The organism is Streptomyces sp. NBC_00988 (assembly GCF_045162645.1).
Classification (GTDB): Bacteria; Actinomycetota; Actinomycetes; order Streptomycetales; family Streptomycetaceae; genus Streptomyces.
In genome coordinates, this window is record NZ_CP108730.1 from 5,612,944 (window position 1) to 5,634,892 (window position 21,949).

Sequence of the window (21,949 nt, forward strand, 5' to 3'; positions counted from 1 at the left end):
TCGAGGGTGCGTGACCGCTTCGTGATGGAACCGGCAGGTATGTCGTTCTCGTCTACCGCAGGGGTTAAGCCCGCACACAGGACACTGGTACATGGTTCGGACAACGGTGTTGATGCGTCGTCCGGACTGCGGGTAAGAGGTTTTCCAGCTGACATCCAGCTGGCTTCCAGCTGATTTTGTGGCTGTTTTTGTAGCTAACTCGGTTATCTCGGTCGGTTCGGTTGACGCACGCGGCGCGTGCGGCGCATGGAGGAGGCATCGGTGGCGGGCGAGTCCCCCGACAGGTCGAAGAAGCGCGAGTCGTCGGCAGAACCGACGCCGGGGAGCGCGAGTCCGGTTCCTGAGGCCAGGGGCGAGCGCGATCCCCGGTTGGCGGTGGCCCGCGAGGACGCGGCACCGTCCGCGTCCGCGGCTCAGCGCGGGGGTGTGGACACGGCGACGAAGATCTTCTCGATCCGGGAGTTGCGGGAGGAGACGGAGGCGCCTGAGGCGGAGCCGGGTGGGTCCGGCGACGCCGAGACCTCCGAGGACGCCGATACGCAGAACCCTTCCGCCAAGCGCGGGTCGGGCGGCTCGGGCAGCTCCGAGGGCGATGCGCGGTTGCGTGCGGCTGTGGCGGCCTGGGTGTCGTCGGGGTCGGACGGGGAGCGGCCGACCGGCACCGATGACCCCGAGGACGCGGAGAAGCCGGCCGGGGGCGAGACGGCTGACGTGACCGAGGGCTCGGAGGACGTGGACGTCGCTACGGCCGAGGGCCCCGAGGACGCGGAGACGCGCGCTGGAGGCCCGCAGACCCGGGACGCCGAGGACGCGGGGGAAACTTCCGTGGCCGACGCTTCCAGGGGCGCTGAGAGCGCCCAGGAGACCGACGCGGGCGAGCGGGGCGCGGATGCGGATGCCGGGGTGACTGGTGACCCCGGCAGCGCTGAGCCCGCCGGGGACGCCGAGGCGCGCGATTCGGCTGACGCCGACGAGAGCGAGTCCGACGGCGACGACGTGACGAAGGGCGAGCGGGTCGCTGACGCTGCCGCTGCGGGCGACGCCGGCGCGGACACCGCCTCGGAGGACGACTCCGAGACGGGCGGGGCTCCTGCGACCGCGGAAGCCGACGAGGTCGACGCGGATACGAGCGCACATCCGGAAACCACCGACAACGAGCCTGCCTCCACGACGGACAAGGCCCCCGCGTCCACGACGACCGGCAAGGCCGATACGGATACCGACGCACACCCGGAAACCGCCGACAGCGAGCCTGTCTCCACGACGGACAAGGCCCCCGTGGCCGCGGCGACCGGCGAGGCCGGTACGGATGCCGACGCACACCCGGAAACCACCGACAACGAGCCGGGCTCCAAGCCGGACAAGGCCCCCGCGTCCACGGCGACCCGCGAGGCCAGTACGGATGGCGACGCACACCCGGAAACCACCGACAACGAGCCTGTCTCCACGACGGACAAGGCCCCCGTGGCCGCGACCACCGGCGATTCCCACGCCGGTGCCGACGCGCACCCAGAGGCCACCGACACCGGCTTGGGCGATGCCCCCAAGGCGGGCAAGACCGCTGATGCCGGGTCCGCGGAAGCCGAGGTGGACGAGGCCGCGGCCGACACCGCCCCGGAACCCGCCGAAGGCAAGACGTCCGCCCAAGCGACCGGCGCGAAGCCTGACGGCCGGCCGGAGTCCGCCGAGGGCGACACGTCCTCCGACGCGAGCGGGCAGAAGGCCGATGAGAGCCCGGAGTCGGCCGAAGGCAAGGCGTCCACCGACGTGACCGGGCCGGAGACCGACAACCGTCCGGAGTCAGCCGACGGCAAGACACCCGCCGAGGCGACGGCCCCGAAGACCGACAGCCACCCGGAAGCCGCCGAAGGCGAACCCACCCCCACCGCAGACGCGGCCCCCGGTGCGGCAGCCGCCGAAGGCGACACGGCCGCGGACCCCCGGAGCACCGGCCCCGGCCCCGGCCCCGAAGACGCCATCCCCGCCACTGCCGACGCCGACGCCCCCTCCGACGCACGACCGAAGGCCGCCGCCGACGAGAAGGCCCCCCAGGGCCCACCCGCACGCGGCAACAAGACCCGTACGGGCGGTGCGGGTGGGAACACCAAGACGGCCGATGGCGGAGCCGAGGCCGTCGATCACCCGACCACCGTCTTCAAGGCCGTACGCCCGCCCAAGCCCGCGGTGGACCAGCCGACCACCATGCTCAAGGCCCCCACGGTCCCCACCTCTCCGAAGACCCCCGAGACCCCCGCCGAACGCACCAGCAGGTTCGTCGCCCTCAAGCCCCTCGACGAGCCCCGCAGGGAAACGCCCCCGAGGGACGCCACCCGCCCCGTCCCCCACGTCGGCCCCGAGCACACCACCCAGCAGCCGCTCCCCCCGAAGCCCCCGCTGGACCTCCTCGCCGAGCTGACCAACACCCCGCCGCCCCCGGAGACCCCGGTCCGCACGGCGATCCGCAGGGTCAAGATCTGGACCCCGCTGGTCATCCTCCTGGCGATCGTGTTTGCAGTAGTACAGGCCGTACGCCCGCTGCCGACCCCGTCCCTCACTCTCACCGCCGACGACTCGTACACCTTCGACGGCAGCAAGGTGAACCTCCCGTGGCCCAGCGAGGGCCAGGGCTGGATGGACGTCAACGGCATCGGCACGATGGGCAACTTCGGCAAGCAGACGCCGGTCGCGATCGGCTCCGTGGCGAAGGCGATGACCGCGTACATCGTCCTCAAGGACCACCCGCTGAAGGCCGGCGCGGAGGGCGAGAAGATCACCGTCGACGCGACCGCCGAGAAGGAGGGCGGCTACGACAAGGACGGCGAGTCCACGCTCAACACCGTGAAGGCCGGCGACGTCCTCACCGAGAAGCAGGCGCTCTCGGCGATCATGATCCCGTCGGCGAACAACATCGCGCGCCTGCTGGCCCGTTGGGACGCGGGCTCCGAGGCGGCGTTCATCAAGAAGATGAACGACACCGCGAAGTCACTGGGGATGACGAACACGACGTACACCGACGCGTCCGGCCTCAAGGAGACGACCGTCTCCTCCGCCGAGGACCAGGTGAAGCTGGGCAACCAACTGGTCAAGATCCAGGCGCTGATGGACATCACCAAGCTGCCGAGCTGGGTCGACCCGTCCGGCAAGAAGTGGACCAACTACAACCGCCTGGTGCCGTACAACAACTCGCTCGGCATCAAGACCGGCACCACCACCGCGGCCGGCGGCAACCTGCTCTTCGCCGCCACCAAGGAGGTCGGCGGTGAGACGGCCGTCGTCGTCGGCGCGATCCTCGGCCAGCACACCGCGCCGATCATCGACACGGTCAACGCGGTCAGCAAGACGGCGATGCTCGCAGCGCAGGACGCGATGACCTCGGCGAAGATCCTGAAGAAGGGGACCGTGGTCGGGTACGTCGACGACCAGCTCGGCGGTCACACGCCGGTCGTCGTCACCAAGGACGTCGCGGCCGTCGGCTGGGCGGGCCTGAAGGTGAAGCTGTCCTTCGCCCCCGACGCCGTACCGCACACCGCGAAGGCCGGCACCAAGGTGGGCACGCTCACCGTGGGCGACGGTTCGAGCGGTGCCGTCAAGGTGCCGGTCGCCCTCCAGAAGGACCTCGCGGAACCGGCCTTGACGTCCAAGCTGACCCGCCTCGGCTGACCCACGGGGCGACGCACGTCACCACGCACGTCACCGCGTCCCGTCGGCGGGCCCCCACCCGGGAGCCCGTCGGCGGGGTGCGTGCTAGCGTCGCGAATCGGGGCACGTCGCCGGTCGAGCGGGACGCGGCGTCGAACAGGCCGGGAACGGGACGGAACGCGGCCGGGAACAGAAGACGGGACACGGGGAGTGCCTTCAGGTGGCCACAGCGGAGCCGACACGCGCCGACGATGCCGATCCGGGCCCGGTGACCGGCCCGCGAATACGCGTGCCCGCGCACACCGCGCCAGACAAGGCGGATGACGCGGCCGCCGGCGCCCAGCACACGGACGACGCCGGAACCCGTGAGGTCGAAACCCGTGCGGGCGGCACACGCCTGACGCGGTTCGTCGACCGTCTCCGCGCCCCCTTCCTCCGCCACCCGGTGATCGGCTTCACGCTCCTCTCCGGCGTCCTTCACGTCGTCTGGTTCTTCACGTTCGCGAACAGTGGCGGCGACCTCGCCGCGCAGGACGCGTGGGCGGAGTTCGTCGGCCGCCACCCGGACTCGGCGTACAACCTCGCCTGGTACGGCGGCATGCACCCGGTGTCGTACAGCGTGGTCTCGCCGTATCTGATGTCGGTCCTCGGTGTCCGTACGACGATGATGATCGCCGGGACGATCTCGGCGGGCCTGCTCACCATGATCCTGATCCGCAGCCGCTCGGTGAAGAACCCGCTGTGGGCCTCGCTCGCGGGGGTCTTCGCGCTGCTGTGCAACGCGGCGTCGGGCCGAGTGACGTACGGCCTGGGCCTGGTGTTCGGGCTCGGCGCGGTGGCCGTGGTCTTCTGCTGGCCCTACCGCTGGCGCTACAAACGCTGGGCGAAGGCCCTGTGCGCCGCCCCGCTGGCCGCGCTCGCGACCATGTCGTCGCCGGTGGCCGGGCTGTTCGTGGGCCTGGTGGCTGTGGCCCTGTTCCTGCAGAAGCGACGTCCCGGCGCGTGGGCCCTCGGCCTCGCGCCCGCGGCCGTGGTGGCCGTATCCGCCTGGCTGTTCCCGTTCTCCGGTACGCAGCCGATGCTGTTCGGCTCGATGATCCTGCCGCTGGCGTCCGGGGTGATCGTCTACTTCCTGGTGCCGCGCGAGTGGACGACCGTACGGATCACGGCGGCCGTGTACAGCATCGGCGTCATCCTGGTCTGGCTGGTCAGCTCGCAGATCGGCTCGAACATCAGCCGCCTCGCGATGCTGTTCGCCGGGGTGGCCCTGATCGCCGCGCTGCCCTTCGCGGTGCCGCGCTCGCGCAAGTGGTACGCGATCGCGCTGGCCTTCGTCGGCTTCAACGGGTGGATCGGCTTCAAGTCGGTCGACGACGTCATCAACACCGCCCCGGCCGCGTCCTGGTCGCACGAACTCGCGCCGCTCGTCAACGAACTCCAGACCGTCGGCGCCGAGCGCGGCCGCGTCGAGGTCGTCCCGGCCGCGTCCCACATCGAGGCCTCCGCACTCGCGCCCTACGTCAACCTGGCCCGCGGCTGGAACCGCCAGGCCGACATGGAGCGCAACCCCCTCTTCTACGACGACACCCTCAACTCGGCGAACTACCACGAGTGGCTCCAGCGCTGGGCCGTCCACTACGTCGTGCTGCCGAAGGACAAGCTGGACGGCGACGGGGGCGAGCGCGAACGGGCCCTGGTCCAGCGCGGGATGCCGTATCTGAAGCAGGTCTGGGGCGACACGAACTGGCAGCTGTTCCAGGTCACCGACCCGACGCCGCTCGCCGAGCCGAACTCGGTCGTCGACCGGGCGGAGCAGGGCGAGTTGACCATCGAGGTGAAGAAGAAGGGGCGGATCCTGATCCGTATCCCGTACTCGCCGTGGCTGAGCATCGTCGACGCGAAGGGCAAGAGCCTCAAGGCCCCGCAGGAGACCGACGCGTCCAAGCACCGCGCCGAGGGCACGCCGAAGACCTTCGACAACCTCAACGGGTGTCTGATGGAGACGGAGGAGGACTCCAAGGGCGACAAGTGGACGATGTTGCTGGCGCCGAAGACGGGGACGTATCGGCTGGCGGCGCCCTACCAGTTGCCCCGCGGCACGCCCTGCCCCGATGAGCTGAAGTAGTCAGCGGAGCCGGTCCACGTACCTGTCCGTGCCCGGCACCGTGGGGATGAACGGTGCCACCAACTCCACCCGCCCCAGGCCCGATTCGGCCACCGGTGTCTCCAGGTCCGCGAAGTACTCCTCCCAGCAGTCCCGGGGATCCGCCTCCAGGAACCACAGCAACGTGAGCCGGGTGTCGACCCCCTCGACCTGCTTGACGTAGGTCATGCGGTCGCCCGGCAGCGGTGTCGGCCGGAAGACGGTCACCATCGCGGCCGGTGACCCGGCGAGCCGCTTGGGCAGCTGCCGGGAGCGGAGCCACTCCAGCAACTCGGCGCGCTGGTCCGCCGATTCACTGTCGACGACCTCCAACACCAGCCCGGCGTAAGGGTGGTCGAGGGCGTGGAAGTCCCGCGGGCCCGCCGCGCCGTCGCGGTAGACGGTCGCCTCGTGGTCCTGGAACGCGGTGAAGACGTGCGTACGGTCCTGGTACACCCGCCCATCCCGATTGAGCCGTTTGTTGATGCCGACGGTCCACTTCATGTGGTCGTCGTAGCGGCCCTCGGTGACCCAGTACGTGGAGAGGTAGCAGCCGGCGGTGACGGGCTCGGCGATGGCCGACTTCTCGGGCCGGCGCAGGAGTTGGAGGTCACGGGTGGCGACCCAGCGGCGGCCTGAGTACATCCAGGGCATGGCCATCGCGCCGGCGTAGTAGTGGTCGTCCTCGTACCAGCGGTTGTAGGCGTACTCGTGGCCGGGATGCGGTTCGACCATGGTGATCAGCGCATGCCCCGGCCGGACTCCGTACGGTCCTACGGCGGCCAGTTCGGCGTACACGTCGCTCCGGGTTTCCTCGCTCACGTCGCTCCCCTTCCGTCCTCCGCCGGTCGCCCATACTCTGACGCCCCGTCAGATAAACCGCCAGACCCCGGGAGGGATCGGATGTCGCTGCTCGCGGGCAAGACCGTCGTCGTCTCGGGGGTCGGGGCCGGACTCGGCCACCAGGTCGCCGCCGCCGTCGTACGGGACGGAGGGAACGCCGTGCTCGGTGCGCGCACGGAGGCGAACCTCGCCAAGTCGGCCGCCGAGATCGATCCGGACGGCGCGCACACGGCGTACCGGGCGACGGACATCACGGACGAGGGGCAGTGCGAGGCGCTGGTGGCGCTGGCGCGGGAGCGGTTCGGTCGGGTCGACGCGGTGGTCCAAGTGGCCGCGTGGGACAGCTACTTCGGCGGGGTCGAGGACGCGGACTTCGCGACCTGGCAGTCGGTGATCGACGTGAACCTGCTGGGGACGCTGAAGATGACACGGGCCTGCCTGCCTTCGCTGAAGGAGGCGGGCGGCGGTTCGGTCGTCTTCATCGGGACGCAGTCGGCCGTGGCCGCGCCCTCGCAGGTGCGGCAGGCGGCGTACGCGGCGTCGAAGGGGGCGCTGACGAGCGCGATGTACTCGCTGGCAAGGGAGTTGGGGCCGTACCGGATCCGGGTGAACACCGTGCTGCCGGGGTGGATGTGGGGGCCGCCGGTGGAGGCGTACGTGCAGTTCACCGCGCACACGGAGAAGGTGCCGGAGGCGGAGGTGCTGAAGCGGCTGGCCGACCGGATGGCGCTGCCCGAGCTGGCGACGGACGGGGATGTGGCGGACGCGGCGGTGTTCCTGGCGTCGGAACGGGCGCGGGCGATCACGGGTCAGTCGTTGCTGGTCAACGCCGGGGAGCTGATGCGGTGAGTTCATGTAGGTGAACGCGGAACATCAATCCGAACGATTTTACTCCCCCTTGACCGCACGCTTACTTGTCGTGCTCACGCGCGAACGCCCACGATGAGCCCCGGGCTGAACCGGCTCAATCGTGGGAGGGCGCATATGAACGGGCTCGACTGGGCCGTGCTCATCGGCTATTTCGGCGTGATGGTGGCGATCGGTGTGTGGTCGCACAAACGCGTCGACAACGTGAGCGACTTCTTCACGGCCGGCGGAAAGATGCCGTGGTGGCTGTCCGGCATCTCGCACCACATGTCGGGCTACAGCGCGGTGATGTTCACCGGCTACGCGGGCATCGCCTACACCTACGGCGTCACGTCCTTCATCACCTGGTCGTTCCCGATCGCGCTGGGCATCGCCATCGGCTCCAAGCTGTTCGCGCCCCGCATCAACCGGCTGCGCTCACGGCTCCACGTGGCGTCGCCTCTCGAATACCTGAAGAACCGCTACAACCTGAAGACCCAACAGGCGCTCGCCTGGTCCGGGATGCTGCTGAAGATCGTGGACGTGGCGGCCAAGTGGGCCGCGATCGCGACCCTGTTGTCGGTGTTCACAGGTGTGTCCCTGAACCAGGGCATCCTCATCACCGGCGCGATCACGGCGGTCTACTGCACGATCGGCGGCCTGTGGGCGGACGCGCTGACCGAACTCGGCCAGTTCATCATCCAGTTGCTCGCCGGCGTCTCCATGTTCGTGGCCGTCGTACTGAAGTTGCACGACAAGGGCATCGGCTTCCTCGGCGCCTGGGACGAACCGGCGCTCCAGGGCCACGGCAAACCGCTCGTCGGCCCCTACGGCACGGTGTTCCTCCTCGCGTTCCTCTTCATCAAGCTCTTCGAGTACAACGGCGGCATGCTCAACCAGGCCCAGCGCTACATGGCCACCAAGAGCCCCCACGAGGCCGAGCGTTCGGCCCGGCTGTCGGCGGCGCTGTGGCTGATCTGGCCGACGGTCCTGTTCTTCCCCATGTGGATGTCGCCGCTCCTGGTCCACGCGCAGAAGCCCGACGGCTCCGACTCCTACGGCCTGATGACCGAACAGCTCCTGCCACACGGCCTGTTGGGCCTGGTGGTCGTCGGCTTCTTCTCCCACACGATGGCGATGTGCTCCTCCGACGCCAACGCGATCGCGGCGGTCTTCACGCGGGACGTGGCGCCGGTCGTGTCCGCCAAGGCCCGGGCGTGGGACGACCGTTCGGGGCTCATCGCGGCCCGGGTGACGACGGTCGTCTTCCTCGGCCTGTCGATGTCGGTGGCGACACAGATCAACTCGCCCACGTTCAAGGACATCATCACGGTCGTCATCAAGTGGGTCGCCGGCCTGATGGGCCCGATCGCGATCCCGATGATGCTGGGCCTGCTGCGACCGTTCCGCAAGTCCGGTCCCACGGCGGCGCTGACGAGCTGGGCAGCCGGCCTGTTCGCCTTCTGGCTGGTCAACTACCCGATCAACTGGGAGGTGGACGGCGGGGTCCCGCTCCAGTACCAGGTGTCGATCCCGCTCGCGGTCTCCCTGGTCCTCTACATCCTCATCGGCTACGTGAAGCCCGAGGACACCCCGGAACGGGACGCGCTGATCGAGAAGATCAACGGGGGCGGGGACGACGACGGGGACGCGGCGGCTGTGGCGGTACCGGCGCAGGCGGGTACGCAGGCGGGTGCGGGGGACGACGTGGTGGGCAGCCAGTCGTAGCTACGGCTACGCGCCTCTGGGGTATCTGGCGATCCAGCCGGGAGCGGATCCGGCGGGCCCGTGCAACGCGGGCCCCTGGGTCATCTCCACCGCGAAGTCATCGGCAAGCACAAGCAACGTGGGACGGCCCTCCAGCTCGGCCAGCCAGGCCGGCGGGAGGGCCGTCTCGCCATGCAGGGCCCCGAGCAGCCCACCGGTGAGCGCCCCGGCAGTCCCGGAGGGCCCACCCTGGTTCACGGCCAGACACAGCCCGTGCCGTACGTCCTCGCCGACGAGCGCGCAGTAGACAGCCCCCGCGAGTGCCCCGTCCGCGTTCCCCTCCCCCACGAGTTCCTCGACCCGTGCGGAGGTGGGCATGCCCTGCCGTACGGCGCCGAGGGCGCGCTGGAGCCCGACGGAGACGGGCTGGTGCCCGGGTCTGACGGCCAGCAGGCCGAGCGCCCGTTGCACGGCGGCGTCGAGGCTCTCCCCGCGGGCGAGCCCGTGCACGATGACGGCGTAAGCACCGGCGGAGAGATACCCGATGGGATGCCCATGGGTCTGAGCGGCACACTCCACGGCGAGCTGCATCACCAGCTGAGGCTCCCACCCCACGAGCAACCCGAAAGGCGCGGAACGAGCGGCGGCCTCCCCGCCCACCTCGCCAGGATTCTTGGGCGCGTCAAGCGTCCCCATCCGCTCATCGCCAAACCCCAGCAAACAAGCCCGAGTTGGATCGCGCCGCGCATAAAGCCACTCCTCGCGCGCAAGCCATCCATCGTCCTTACGCCGCTCATCGGGCCCCCAGTCATGCTGGGTCGCGGCCCACCGCAAATAGGCCCGATGCAGATCGGTAGGCGGATGCCAGGCCCCGGTATCGCGCCGCACCTGCGCCCGAATCAACCCATCGACAGTGAAGAGACTGAGCTGAGTGAGATGAGTGACGGCCCCCCGCCGCCCGTACCCGAAGGCGAGATCTACGACGCCCTCCGCACCGTAGGCCTCCCGGATCTCGTCGATCGCCAGCAGGTCCACGGGTGCGCCGAGCGCGTCCCCCACGGCGGCCCCGAGCAGCGTTCCCCGCACCCGACTCCGAAAATCCTGCTGCTCGACCCGACCCCAGACGGCCGCGGTTGCCGTACTCACCAAGGCCTCCTCGGGCTCCGTCCGTACGTACGAGTCAGTTCAGCACTGTAATCGAACGGGGACGGTGGGTTGAGGGGGTGGATCGGTATACGCGGAGTCGGACCTACCGGTGTTGGAGACGTGACCGTTGGGCCACTCGCTTCTCGGCCAGTGTCGGGCTTCCACGGCCCGAGTAAAGGGCGCTCCCTACGGTCGCGTCGCCTTCGGCGATTCCGCTGCGCTCCACCCTTGACTAGGGCCGCTCCAGCCCGTTTCAGAAGCGAGCGAGCGGCCCGAAAAGACGGGTGGCCAGGTAGGGACCCCCTTGCCTGAACCGTGCTGCCGACCGGTGTGGAGGGGTGCGCTGCCGTCTTGCCTGCACACCAGATGGTCTTAGCGGCTACCGGTCGGTGGGGCGCGCGCTGCCGTCCCGCCTGCATGCCGCCTCGGCTCAGCGGCCAACAGTGGGTGGGTGGGTGGTTGCGGAAAGCCGGGGGTAAATCTAACCACCGTCACAACCTTTTACCGGTTAGGAAAGATCCCGGCTTTCAGAGATGCCGGGGCCAGGGCGGGAGGTCGGGGGTGGGTGGGTCGGAGAAGTGTGACACTTCTGCTTCGGCTGTCACATTGCTGCGAACCGGGTACCCCGGGGAGACGTAATCGGCAGATGGGGGCCACCACCCGGGCCGCCACCCGGCACCGGCCCGGAGTTCTTCCCCGCGCCTGTGGCCCAGAACTGCCTATCACCCACTACTACCTGACTACCTGTTGCCCATGACCCGTTGCTTGTGGGGTCGAGGTCGGTCCCCGCACACACCACCGGCCGGTAGCCGCCAAACCTGCCCGGCACGCAGGCGAGACGTGAGCGCGTTCCCCTCACACCCCCGGCCACGCCCCCGGCGCCCCTCCTTGCCCCTTGGCCCCTTGCCCCTCGGCCTGGTGGCGTCTTGCGCAGCAAGTCCCCACCGGCCGACAGCCGCTGAGCCGAGGTGGCGCGCGGGCGAGACGGCAACACGCCGCCCTCGCCCCGAGCCGGCCCTCTCCGGAAGCCGGGGTCATCTCTAACCGGTCAAAGCCTGCGACGGTGGTTAGATTTACCCCCGGCTTCCCGCAACCACCCACCCACCGTCGGCCGCTGAGCCCACCGGCATACAGGCGGGATGGCAGCGCCCCCACACCCGCCGTTGGCCGCTGAGCCCACCCGGCGTGCTGGCGAGACGTGAGCGCCCCCACGCACCGGCCCGGAACCCAGTACAGGCAAGGGGATTCCTGCCTGGCCACCCATCCCTCGGGGCCGCCCGCTCGCTTCTGAAACGGGATTGCGTGAGACGAGTCAAGGGTGAAGCGCAGCGCAATCGGCGCAGCCGACGCGACCGCAGGGAGCGCCCTTTACTCGACTCACGCAATCCCGACACTGACCAAGAAGCGGGCGGCCCAACGGTCACATCACAACCCAGGCCCACAGCAACTCCGGCGGTGCGCATGTCTCGTACCCGGGGAAGGAAACACTCATGACCACCCCCACCTCGCGCACCGCAACCACCCTCGCCGCCACCCTCCTCACCGCCACCGTCGCCCTCTACATCGCCCTCGTCGCCTTCGGGAACATCACCGACTTCGGGACCAACCAGCAGTTCGTGCGGCATGTGTTGGCCATGGACACGACGTTCAAGGACGACGATCTGATGTGGCGGGCGGTCAGCAGTAGAGGGCTGCAGGATGCCGTCTATGTCGTGATCATCGTGTGGGAGACGGTTGCCGCGCTCGTGCTCGGTTATGGGACCTGGCTGTGGGTTCGGCGTGATGACGAGCGGGCGCGGCGGTTCTCCACGTACGGGCTGCTCATGCTCATGGTGTTGTTCGGGGCCGGGTTCATCGCGGTCGGCGGTGAGTGGTTCTCGATGTGGCAGTCGAAGGACTGGAACGGGCTGGAGGCGGCGACGCGGGTGTTCCTGCTGAGCGGGGTCGTGCTGCTCGTCGTGCAACTCCCGACCAGGAGTTCCGCTACTTGACCACGACCACCTTCGTGCTCGTCGTCCCGAACGTCCACAGCGCCGCCCCGTCCGCCTTGCCCATGCGGACGCCGCCCGTCTCCTTGCCCGCCGCCGGCGGGGGCGAGGAGCCGTCCACCGCGTTGGAGAAGGCGATGTTGAGGCCGGACTTGGTGGCGAAGTAGACGATGTTCTCGATCTGGACGCCGTCGGAGCCCGTCGTGGCGTCCTTGCGGACCGACACGGTGTACTTGCCGGGGTCGGGGCTCACGGTGCCCGGCCAGACCGCGAACGTGCGGGCCGCCTTGTCGCTCGCGTCGACCAGCCAGACCCGTTTCTGGCCCACGGCGTAGACGATGCGCCGCCCGGTACCGGAGGAGGCCGGTACCGCGGCGGCCGTCACGTGCGGCTTCGGGGACGTGGACGCGTGCGCGGACGCCGAGGCGCTCGGGCGGGCGGCGGACGCCTTCGGGTGCGGGCCCTTGTTGGCCTGGACGGCCAGGACCGTGACCGCGGCGATCGCTCCCACCGTCAGACCGGTCACCCAGACCTTGGAGGCAGGCACGGGCACGCATCTCCTCAGCTACTCACAGCCCCCACATCCCGATCGAACAGGGGTCGGATCATCGTACCGGCCCCCCATCCCGACGCCTGACCTCTCCGCCCGCGTCCCCGCCCCTTGCCCGCCCTTGCCCGCCCTTGCCCGCCCCTCAGTCCAGCACCGGCAACAGCTCCGGCAGGTGTCCGTCCGACACCGCCGCCGTCCGCTGCCGTTCCTCCGGCACCTCGCCGTAGAGGGTGGTGCGCGGCCTCGCCGGGCGGCCCGCCAGCTCCGCCACGGCGACCAGGTCCCGTACCGACTTGTACGAGCCGTACGACGAACCCGCCATCCGCGAGATCGTCTCCTCCATCAGCGTGCCGCCGAGGTCGTTCGCCCCGGAGCGCAGCATCTCCGCCGCGCCCTCCGAGCCCAACTTCACCCAGCTCGTCTGGATGTTGGGGATGTGCGGGTGGAGCAACAACCTCGCCATCGCCACCACCGCCCTGTTGTCCCTCATCGTCGGGCCCGGCCTCGCGATCCCCGCCAAGTACACCGGTGCGTTGGTGTGGATGAACGGCAGTGTCACGAACTCCGTGAAGCCGCCCGTGCGTTGCTGGATGGAGGCCAGGGTCCGGAGGTGGCCCAGCCAGTGGCGCGGCTGGTCCACGTGGCCGTACATCATCGTCGAGCTCGACCTGATGCCCAACTCGTGGGCCGTGGTGACTACTTCGATCCAGGTCGCCGTCGGCAGCTTGCCCTTCGTCAGGACCCAGCGGACCTCGTCGTCGAGGATCTCCGCCGCCGTGCCGGGGATGGTGTCGAGGCCCGCCTCCTTCGCCGCCGTCAGCCACTCGCGGATGGAGAGGCCGGTGCGTGTCGCGCCGTTCACCACCTCCATGGGGGAGAACGCGTGGACGTGCATGCCGGGGACGCGTTCCTTGACCGCCTTCGCGATGTCGAAGTACGCCGTCCCGGGCAGGTCGGGGTGGATACCGCCCTGCATGCAGACCTCGACTGCCCCGACTTCCCAGGCCTGTTGGGCGCGGTCCGCCACCTGGTCGAGGGAGAGTGTGTACGCGTCCGCGTCCGTACGGCGTTGCGCGAAGGCGCAGAAACGGCAGCCCGTGTAGCAGACGTTGGTGAAGTTGATGTTGCGCGTGACGATGTACGTCACCTCGTCGCCGACCACCGACTTCCGCACGTCGTCCGCGATCCGCGTCAGCGCGTCCAGCGCCGGGCCGTCCGCGTGCAGCAGCGCGAGGGCCTCCGCGTCGGTGAGCTTCGTCGGGTCGTCGGCCGCCGTCGCCAGCGCCTGCCGTACGTCCGTGTCGATGCGCTCGGGAACCATGCCGGGCGCCGCAGCCTCGCGCAGGGCGCCCCAGTCGCCGTAGACCTCGTCGAAGTCGTCACGGCGGTCGGACGTACGGCCCTCCGTGTCGATCGTCGTGTGGAGGTCCGTGCGGCCGGACGACACGAAGGCCTCCTCCGGTTCCTGCCACGCGTGGCCCTCGACCACCGCGTCCTCACGGGCGAGTCCCGTCTCCGGGTCCGCCAGTGCCCGTACGTGCGGCAGCAGGCGCGGGTCCAGCCAGGGTTCGCCGCGGCCCACGAACTCCGGGTAGACACAGAGGCGTTCGCGCAGTTCGAAGCCCGCCTCCGCCGACTGTTCCCGCAGCAACTCGATCTGGGGCCACGGGCGTTCGGGGTTCACGTGGTCGATGGTGAGCGGGGAGACCCCGCCCCAGTCGTCGATGCCCGCGCCGATCAGGCGCTTGTACTCGGAGTCGACGAGGTTGGGCGGGGCCTGGATGCAGGCCGACGGGCCCATGATGTGCCGGGCCACCGCGACCGTCGCCACCAGCTCGTCCAGTTCCGCGTCCGGCATGCCGCGCATCGCCGTGTCCGGCTTGGCGCGGAAGTTCTGGATGATCAGTTCCTGGATGCCGTGGTAGGAGCGGGAGATCTTGCGGAGGGCGAACAGGGAGTCCGCGCGCTCCTCGTAGGTCTCGCCGATGCCGATCAGGATGCCGCTCGTGAAGGGGACCGAGGACCGGCCCGCGTCCTCCAGGACGCGCAGGCGTACGGCGGGCTCCTTGTCCGGGGAGCCGTAGTGCGGGCCGCCGGGCTCGGACCACAGGCGGGTCGCCGTCGTCTCCAGCATCATGCCCATGGACGGGGCCACCGGCTTGAGGCGCTGGAAGTCCGTCCAGGTCATCACCCCGGGGTTGAGGTGCGGGAGCAGGCCCGTCTCCTCCAGGATGCGGATGGAGATGGCGCGGACGTACGCGATCGTGTCGTCGTACCCGTGCGCGTCGAGCCACTCGCGCGCCTCCGGCCAACGGTCCTCGGGCTTGTCGCCGAGGGTGATCAGGGCTTCCTTGCAGCCGAGTTCGGCGCCACGGCGGGCGATGTCGAGGACCTCGTCGGGGGACATGAACATCCCGTGGCCGGCGCGGCGGAGCTTGCCGGGGACGGTGACGAAGGTGCAGTAGTGGCACTTGTCGCGGCAGAGGCGGGTGAGGGGGATGAAGACGCTCTTCGAGTACGTGATCACGCCCGGGCGGCCGGCCGTCGCCAGGCCCGCGTCGCGCACCCGGGCGGCGGACGCGGTGAGGTCGTCGAGGGCCTCGCCGCGCGCCTGGAGCAGCACCGCCGCCTCCGTGACGTCGAGGGCCACGCCGTCACGGGCGCGTTTGAGGGCGCGACGCATGGAGTTCTCGGTCGGGCCGGTTCCGGAGCTCGCGGGAGTCGTCATCCTTCGAGCATACGATCGGTGTGATCAGGCCAAAGGGGGCGCCCGATTCATCCCGCCGCGTAGATCGTTACAGGGTGTAACGGGCCGCGGCGACGCGTTCTCCTCCCGTATCCGCCGTCGTTCTCCGGACAGGTGTCGATTTCCTTCCCTTGCACGGGAGTTCACAGCCGACTACCAGAGTCGTAGCAGTCCTGCGAGTCACTCCTGCACGATCCCTGTCACTCACGACACCCCGGGAGCAGCGGCATGTGCGACGACGATCACGGAAACGGCGATCACGATTTCGGGATGAACAGACGCGCGCTGATCGTGACGGGCGCCACCGCCGCGCTTACGTTGGGAAGCGTGACCTTCGCGAGCGGTGCGACGACCCCGGCGAGCGGCGCCCAGGAGACGCGGACGGTACGGGGCACGATCCCGACCGGTTCGCCCGACTACGTGTACGTGCCCGTCGAGGTCCCCACGGGGGTCGCCGAGATCAAGGTGGCCTACACGTACGACAGGCCGTCCGTCCCGGCCGGCACCCAGGGCAACGCCCTCGACATCGGCATCTTCGACCAGCACGGCACGGACCTGGGCGGCAAGGGTTTCCGGGGCTGGTCGGGCGGGGCCCGCACGGAGTTCTTCATCCGCACGGACGACGCGACGCCCGGCTACCTCCCCGGCCCGGTGCGCGCCGGCACCTGGTACGTCGCCCTGGGCCCGTACACCGTCTCCCCGCAGGGCCTGTCGTACGAGCTCACGATCACGCTCACCTACGGCGACCCGGGCGTCGCCCCGCGGCCGGTGTACCCACCGGAGCGGGCGAAGGGGCGCGGGCGGGCCTGGTACCGGGGTGACTGCCACCTGCACTCCTGGTACTCCGACGGGCGCCGCACCCCCGCCGAGATCGCGGCGCTGGCGCGGGCGGCGGGCCTGGACTTCATCAACACGTCGGAGCACAACACCCCGTCCTCGCACCCCCATTGGGCCTCGGAGGCGGGCGACGACCTGCTGATCATGCTCGGTGAAGAAGTCACCACGCGTAACGGTCACGTCGTCGCCCTCGGCACCGAGCCCACCACCTTCATCGACTGGCGCTACCGGGCGCGCGACAACCGCTTCGGCAAGTACGCCCGCGAGATCCGGCGGGCCGGCGGCCTGGTCGTCCCCGCCCACCCGCACGCCACCTGCATCGGCTGCGCCTGGAAGTTCGGCTTCGGCGAGGCGGACGCCGTCGAGGTGTGGAACGGCCCCTACACGCCGGATGACGAGATCGCCCTGGCCTCCTGGGACGCGACGCTGGTGGCATCCGTACGGGCGAACCGGGAGTGGCTCCCGGCGATGGGCAACAGCGACGCCCACCGCGACCCCGACGCGATCGGTCTGCCCCAAACCGTCGTCCTGGCCGACGACTTGACGCGGGAAGCGATCCAGGACGGCCTCCGCGCGGGCCGTTCCTACGTCTCCGAGTCCAAGAACCTCTCCCTCACCTTCACCGCGACCGGCGGCCGCGCCCAACACGCGGGAATCGGCGAGCGGTTGAGGGTCGACGCGGACACCCCGGTCACGCTACGGCTGGAAGCCACCGGCGCCCCACGCTGCACCGTCCGCTTCGTGACCGACCAGGGGGTCCTGTTCACCAGCGATCCGCTGCCGGTGAGCGGGGCGGGGACCGTGGAGTGGCACACTACGGCGGCCTACGCGGCTTACGTACGGGCCGAGTTGAGGCACGAGACGGCGGCGGGAACGGTACCGGGGGCGCTGGCGGCGTTCACGAACCCGATCTTCCTGGGCGAAGCCAAGCGGTGAACCGATGAACTGCTGAACTAGGCGCTCAGGTCCACGACGACGGCCGCGTGGTCGGTCGGCCACACCCCGTCGACCGGCCCGTCCCCGGCCCGCCGTACGCCCCGCACATGCCCGAGCCCGCCCTTCCCGGTCGGTTCGACGAAGACGTAGTCGACGCGCACGCTCGGCCCGAACGTGCCCGCGATGTACGGATTGTTGAGGTCCCAGGTGGCCGAGGGCGCCCCCGGCTCGGCGAAGTCCCAGGCGTCCATGAGGACTTGACCGGGTACGGCCGGCGCCGTCCGGTACCCGCCGAACAGCCGGACCTCGTCCGAGTCGGGCCAGGCGTTGAAGTCGCCGGTGACGACGGCCGGGAAGGGCCCGTCGCCACGGCGGGCGGCGACGAACTCCGCGAGCGCGCTGACCTGTTGGCACCGTACGGCCGAGGCCTCGGTGGCGGAGGAGAGGTGGACGGTGAAGAAGGGGACGCGGTGCCCCGGCGCGTCCAGCCCCGCGTACAGCGCGAGCCGGCCGCCGTCACCGTCCCCGGGCGGCAGCGGCAGCACGGCCCGCTCGGCGACGGGCCAGCGGCTGAGGACGGCGTTGCCGATCCCGACGGTGGGATCGCCGAGTCGGCGCTGCCAGAACCCGGGGTCGTGGGAGGCTCCCCAGGTCCAGTGCATTCCGAGTTCCGAGGCGAGCCACCCGGCGAGGTTCACACCTTCGGCATCCCACACCTCCTGCAACCCGACGACATCGGGCTCAAGCTCCCGCAACACGGCCAGAATCGCCTTCTGCCGGGCCTCCCAGGGCCCGTACCGCCACCACAGGTTCCATGTCACCACGCGCACGGGATCATTGAAGTCCACGCCCCGTCCGAGCAACAGGAGATCCGAGAAAGATGCCGACACCGAACCCCGAGGCCAAGTACCGCACCATCAGCCGGATCCAACGCGTGCTGAACTCGGTCACCCGCCACCTCCCCACCCAGACCGTCCTGGAGACCACAGGCCGCGTCTCCGGCCGGCCGCGCCGCACCCCGCTCGGCGGCCGCCGCGTCGGCGACACGTTCTGGCTGGTGTCGGAGTTCGGCGAGCTCTCCCAGTACGTCCGCAACATCAAGGCGGACCCGAAGGTCCGGGTCCGCGTCATGGGCCGCTGGCACACCGGCACGGCCCACCTCCTCCCCGACGACGACCCCCAGGCCCGCCTGCGCACCCTGCCCCGCTTCAACAGCGCGGCGGTGAAGGCGATGGGGTCGAGCCTGCTGACGGTGCGGGTGGATCTGGACAAGTGACGGTGGGCGGGGGACGCGGCCCGGCGGGCGGGGGGCTCGGCGTCACCCCGGCCACACGATCGCCTGTACCTCGCTGTACGCATGCAGCGCGTACGAGCCGACGTCCCGGCCGACCCCGCTCTTCTTGAACCCCCCGAACGGCGCCTCCATGTTGCGCCCCACGGTGTTGACCCCGACCCCACCGGCCCGCAGCAGCCGGGCCACGCGGAACGCCCGGGCCACGTCCCCCGACCAGACGTAGTCGATGAGGCCGTAGTCGCTGTCGTTGGCGAGGGTGATTCCTTCCTCCTCGTCGTCGAAGGGGACGACCACGACGACCGGCCCGAAGATCTCCTCGCGGACGACCCTCATCTCGGCACCGCAGTCGGCGAGGACGGTGGGTGCGACGAGGAACCCCGGCCCGTCGGAGGGCCGTTCACCGCCCGCGACGACCACCGCGCCCTCCTTCCGGCCCAGTTCGACGTACGACTCGACGCGCTCCCGGTGTGCCGCCGAGATCACCGGACCGACCACCGTGTCCGGCGAGCGCGGATCGCCGACCTTCAACGCCCGCGCATATCCCGCCAGTTGCTCGACCAGCCGGTCGTACACCCCGCGCTGTGCCAGCACCCGTGTAGGCGCCGTACAGATCTGCCCGCTGTAGAAGGAGAACGTCGTACCGATCCCGGACACGGCAGCCGCCACATCCGCGTCGTCGAAGACGACCGCCGCGCCCTTCCCGCCCAGCTCCATCAACTGCCGCTTCATGCCCCGCCCGCACACCTCGGCGATCCGCTGCCCGACGGCCGTGGAACCGGTGAAGCTGACCATGTCGACGTCACCGGACTCGACCGCGGCCTCCCCCACCTCCACCGACTGCCCGTTGACGACGTTCACGACCCCGTGCGGCACCCCGGCCGCCTCCAGCGCCTCGGCCATCCGGTAGACGGACAGCGGGTCCTGCGGCGCCGGTTTCACGACGACCGTGTTGCCCATGGCGAGGGCGGGGGCGATCTTGCCGGCGGGGTTCGCCCAGGGGTTGTTGTACGACGTGATGCAGGTGACGACACCCACCGGCTGCCGCACGGCGAGCGCGCCCATGACAGCCGCCCGCCCGAACGGCCCCGCCTCGTTGACCTGCGGCGCGATCGCCCACTCGGCCGGCTCCACGGTCGCGTACCGCCGGAACCGGGCCGCGGCGACGCCCACTTGCATGCCCCGCGCGGTCCCGGTCGTGGCGCCGGTCTCCGCCTGGGCGAGTTCGGCGTACGGCACGAGCCCGCCACGGATGATGTCCGCGGCCCGCCCGAGAATCGCCGCACGCTCCTCGGCCGGCGTACGCGACCACGGCCCAAAGGCTTCCCGCGCCGCGGCGGCAGCGGCGAACACCTGCCCCCGAGAGGCCTCCGGCGCCCACCCCACGGTCTCCTCGGTGGCCGGATCGACCACGGCGTAGTACCCACCGTCAGGCTCGACCCACTCCCCACCGACGAACAACCGCTGCCCATCAGCCACTTGAGAAGCGACTGGTGAACCGCCCGGGGAACCGACTTGGGAACTCACTTCGTGCTCACCGTCCTGGTGTCCCGCCCCGACCGCAGCACCCGCCCCGGCACGTTCCCGCTCACCACGTCGTCCCGGATGGCCTCGACTCCGTTGACCCACACGGCCCGTATCCCGATCGCCTTGGAGTCGAGGCGCGGACTGTCGCCCGGCAGGTCGTGCACCAGGGTGGCCTTGCCGGCGTCGATCCGCTCCGGGTCGAAGAGCACCAGATCCGCATGCCACCCCTCCCGCAACTGCCCCCGCTCCCGCAGCCCGAACAACCGGGCCGGGTCATCGGTGAGCATCTTCACGGCCTGCTCCAGCCCCACCAGCTTCCGCCCCCGCACACAGTCCCCGATGAACCGGGTCGTGTACGGCGCCCCGCACATCCGGTCCAGATGCGCCCCGGCATCGGACCCGCCGAGCAGCACGTCCTCGTGCTGCCAGGTCTCGGCACGCAGCGCCCAGGAAGCGGGGTCGTTGTCGGAGGGCATCGGCCAGAGAACCGTACGGAGTTGATCAGCCGCACAGATCTCGACGAGACACTCAAAGGCCTCCTGACCACGCTCGGCGGCGATGTCCTTGACCACCCGCCCGGTGAGCCCCTCGTTGGCGTCGCTGTACGTATCCCCGATCACATACCGCCCGAAGTTGGCGAGCCGCCGGAAGACCCCCGCCTCCTTGCTGTTGGCGCTCCTCAGCATCTCTGCCCGTACGTCCGGCTCCCGCAGCTTGGCGATCCGCTCGGGCACGGGCAGGCTCAGGATCGGCCCCCACCCGGGTATCAGGTTCAGCGCGCAGAAGGTGCCGAGGGACATGTTCATCGGCGTGAGGATCGGCATGGTCAGGGCGACGACCCGCCCCCCGGCCTTCCGAGCCCGCTCACTGGCGAACAGCTGCCGGGGCACACGCTCAGGCACAGCGGCATCGATGGTCAGCACGTTCCAGTTCAACGGCCGCCCCGCCACCGCGCTCATCTCGACGAACAGATCGATCTCGGCATCACTGAACTGATCGAGACACCCGGCGACGATGGCTTCGATCTGCGTACCCTCGTGCTCCCCAACTGCCCTGGAAAGGGCGATCAGTTCAGCGGGCAGCGCGTGCCGGGAGGCGACCGGCTTCCCGTCACCGTCCGAGTGCGTGGAGGACTGGGTGGTGGAGAAACCCCAGGCACCCGCGTCCATCGCCTCGTGCAACAGCCCTACGATCTCGGCGAGTTGCTCCTCACTCGGCTGCCCGCCCACCGCATCCGGCCCCATCACATACCGGCGCAGCGCACAATGCCCCACCATGAAACCGGCGTTGACGGCGATCCGCCCTTCGAGCGCGTCCAGATACTCCCCGAACCCACGCCAGCTCCAGGGCGCCCCCTCCTCCAGCGCGACCAGCGACATCCCCTCGACCTTGGACATCATCCGGCGCGTGTAGTCGGCGTCCTCCGGCATCAGGGGCGCGAGCGTGAACCCACAGTTCCCGGCGGCGACGGTCGTCACCCCGTGGTTGAGGGAGGGCGTGGCATACGGATCCCAGAAGAGCTGGGCGTCGTAGTGGGTGTGGGGGTCGACGAACCCGGGCGCGAGGACGAGGCCGGCGGCGTCCTCCGACGTCCGGGACTCCTCAACCACCGTCCCGATGACGGCGATCCGCCCGTCCCGTATACCGACGTCGGCGACAAACCGGGCCGCCCCCGTCCCATCAACGACGGTGACACCTTTGATGACGTGATCAAGCACGAGGGCTACCTCCTCAGACTCCGGCCAGGGCT

General features: G+C 70.1%; 14 protein-coding genes. 7 read left to right on the forward strand and 7 right to left on the reverse strand.

The window, feature by feature from the left end; genetic code table 11:
- Positions 1-246: 246 nt before the first annotated feature.
- Together OG496_RS25510 and OG496_RS25515 are read left to right on the forward strand one after the other, a co-directional pair.
- Complete coding sequence (locus tag OG496_RS25510) at positions 247-3,660, forward strand: D-alanyl-D-alanine carboxypeptidase (RefSeq protein WP_405972528.1); 3,414 nt, start codon at positions 247-249, stop codon at positions 3,658-3,660.
- 199 nt (positions 3,661-3,859) lie between these two features.
- Positions 3,860-5,764, forward strand: a complete 1,905-nt coding sequence (locus OG496_RS25515) for an MFS transporter (protein WP_405972529.1) — start codon at positions 3,860-3,862, stop codon at positions 5,762-5,764.
- On the opposite strand, the gene OG496_RS25520 is transcribed toward OG496_RS25515, so the two are convergent.
- Positions 5,765-6,604, reverse strand: coding sequence for a hypothetical protein (locus OG496_RS25520; protein ID WP_366496878.1), 840 nt, complete (start codon positions 6,602-6,604; stop codon positions 5,765-5,767).
- A gap of 81 nt (positions 6,605-6,685) precedes the next feature.
- Between OG496_RS25520 and OG496_RS25525 the strand changes: the two genes are divergently transcribed.
- Positions 6,686-7,474 carry an SDR family oxidoreductase gene (locus tag OG496_RS25525; protein ID WP_405972530.1) on the forward strand — a complete coding sequence of 263 codons (789 nt, stop codon included), beginning with the start codon at positions 6,686-6,688 and terminating at the stop codon, positions 7,472-7,474.
- A gap of 135 nt (positions 7,475-7,609) precedes the next feature.
- A complete protein-coding gene (locus OG496_RS25530) occupies positions 7,610-9,199 on the forward strand; it encodes a sodium:solute symporter family protein (protein WP_399398472.1) in 1,590 nt (529 codons plus the stop codon).
- 6 nt (positions 9,200-9,205) lie between these two features.
- Here OG496_RS25530 and OG496_RS25535 read toward each other — a convergent pair whose 3' ends face one another.
- A complete protein-coding gene (locus tag OG496_RS25535) occupies positions 9,206-10,327 on the reverse strand; it encodes an ADP-ribosylglycohydrolase family protein (RefSeq protein WP_405972531.1) in 1,122 nt (373 codons plus the stop codon).
- Positions 10,328-11,814: 1,487 nt separating this feature from the next.
- Here OG496_RS25535 and OG496_RS25540 point away from each other — a divergent pair.
- Entirely contained in the window at positions 11,815-12,315 is a 501-nt protein-coding gene (locus OG496_RS25540) for a DUF2165 domain-containing protein (RefSeq protein WP_405972532.1), read from the forward strand.
- On the opposite strand, the gene OG496_RS25545 is transcribed toward OG496_RS25540, so the two are convergent.
- Together OG496_RS25545 and OG496_RS25550 are read right to left on the reverse strand one after the other, a co-directional pair.
- Complete coding sequence (locus OG496_RS25545) at positions 12,308-12,859, reverse strand: hypothetical protein (RefSeq protein ID WP_405972533.1); 552 nt, start codon at positions 12,857-12,859, stop codon at positions 12,308-12,310. The genes OG496_RS25540 and OG496_RS25545 overlap by 8 nt on opposite strands.
- Before the next feature lie 145 nt (positions 12,860-13,004).
- Entirely contained in the window at positions 13,005-15,590 is a 2,586-nt protein-coding gene (locus OG496_RS25550; protein ID WP_405972534.1) for a bifunctional FO biosynthesis protein CofGH, read from the reverse strand.
- A 246-nt stretch (positions 15,591-15,836) separates the two neighbouring features.
- Between OG496_RS25550 and OG496_RS25555 the strand changes: the two genes are divergently transcribed.
- On the forward strand, positions 15,837-17,381 hold the full coding sequence (locus OG496_RS25555) for a CehA/McbA family metallohydrolase (protein ID WP_405972535.1): 1,545 nt from the start codon (positions 15,837-15,839) through the stop codon (positions 17,379-17,381).
- A gap of 17 nt (positions 17,382-17,398) precedes the next feature.
- On the opposite strand, the gene OG496_RS25560 is transcribed toward OG496_RS25555, so the two are convergent.
- Entirely contained in the window at positions 17,399-18,211 is an 813-nt protein-coding gene (locus OG496_RS25560; protein WP_405972536.1) for an endonuclease/exonuclease/phosphatase family protein, read from the reverse strand.
- A gap of 50 nt (positions 18,212-18,261) precedes the next feature.
- Between OG496_RS25560 and OG496_RS25565 the strand changes: the two genes are divergently transcribed.
- Positions 18,262-18,657: a nitroreductase/quinone reductase family protein gene (locus OG496_RS25565; protein ID WP_405972537.1), complete on the forward strand. Its 396-nt coding sequence runs from the start codon at positions 18,262-18,264 to the stop codon at positions 18,655-18,657.
- 42 nt (positions 18,658-18,699) lie between these two features.
- Here OG496_RS25565 and OG496_RS25570 read toward each other — a convergent pair whose 3' ends face one another.
- Together OG496_RS25570 and OG496_RS25575 are read right to left on the reverse strand one after the other, a co-directional pair.
- Positions 18,700-20,151, reverse strand: coding sequence for an aldehyde dehydrogenase family protein (locus tag OG496_RS25570; protein WP_405972538.1), 1,452 nt, complete (start codon positions 20,149-20,151; stop codon positions 18,700-18,702).
- Positions 20,152-20,195: 44 nt separating this feature from the next.
- Positions 20,196-21,917 (reverse strand): amidohydrolase family protein, encoded by a 1,722-nt coding sequence (locus tag OG496_RS25575; RefSeq protein WP_405972539.1) that lies wholly within the window; start codon positions 21,915-21,917, stop codon positions 20,196-20,198.
- Positions 21,918-21,949: the final 32 nt, after the last annotated feature.

Coding starts and splice junctions, on each gene's coding strand:
- OG496_RS25510 (WP_405972528.1), top strand. CDS start 247: ATGGAGGAGGCATCGGTGGCGGGCGAGTCCCCCGACAGGTCGAAGAAG.
- OG496_RS25525 (WP_405972530.1), top strand. CDS start 6,686: ATGTCGCTGCTCGCGGGCAAGACCGTCGTCGTCTCGGGGGTCGGGGCC.
- OG496_RS25530 (WP_399398472.1), top strand. CDS start 7,610: ATGAACGGGCTCGACTGGGCCGTGCTCATCGGCTATTTCGGCGTGATG.
- OG496_RS25540 (WP_405972532.1), top strand. CDS start 11,815: ATGACCACCCCCACCTCGCGCACCGCAACCACCCTCGCCGCCACCCTC.
- OG496_RS25550 (WP_405972534.1), bottom strand. CDS start 15,590: ATGACGACTCCCGCGAGCTCCGGAACCGGCCCGACCGAGAACTCCATG.
- OG496_RS25555 (WP_405972535.1), top strand. CDS start 15,837: ATGTGCGACGACGATCACGGAAACGGCGATCACGATTTCGGGATGAAC.
- OG496_RS25565 (WP_405972537.1), top strand. CDS start 18,262: ATGCCGACACCGAACCCCGAGGCCAAGTACCGCACCATCAGCCGGATC.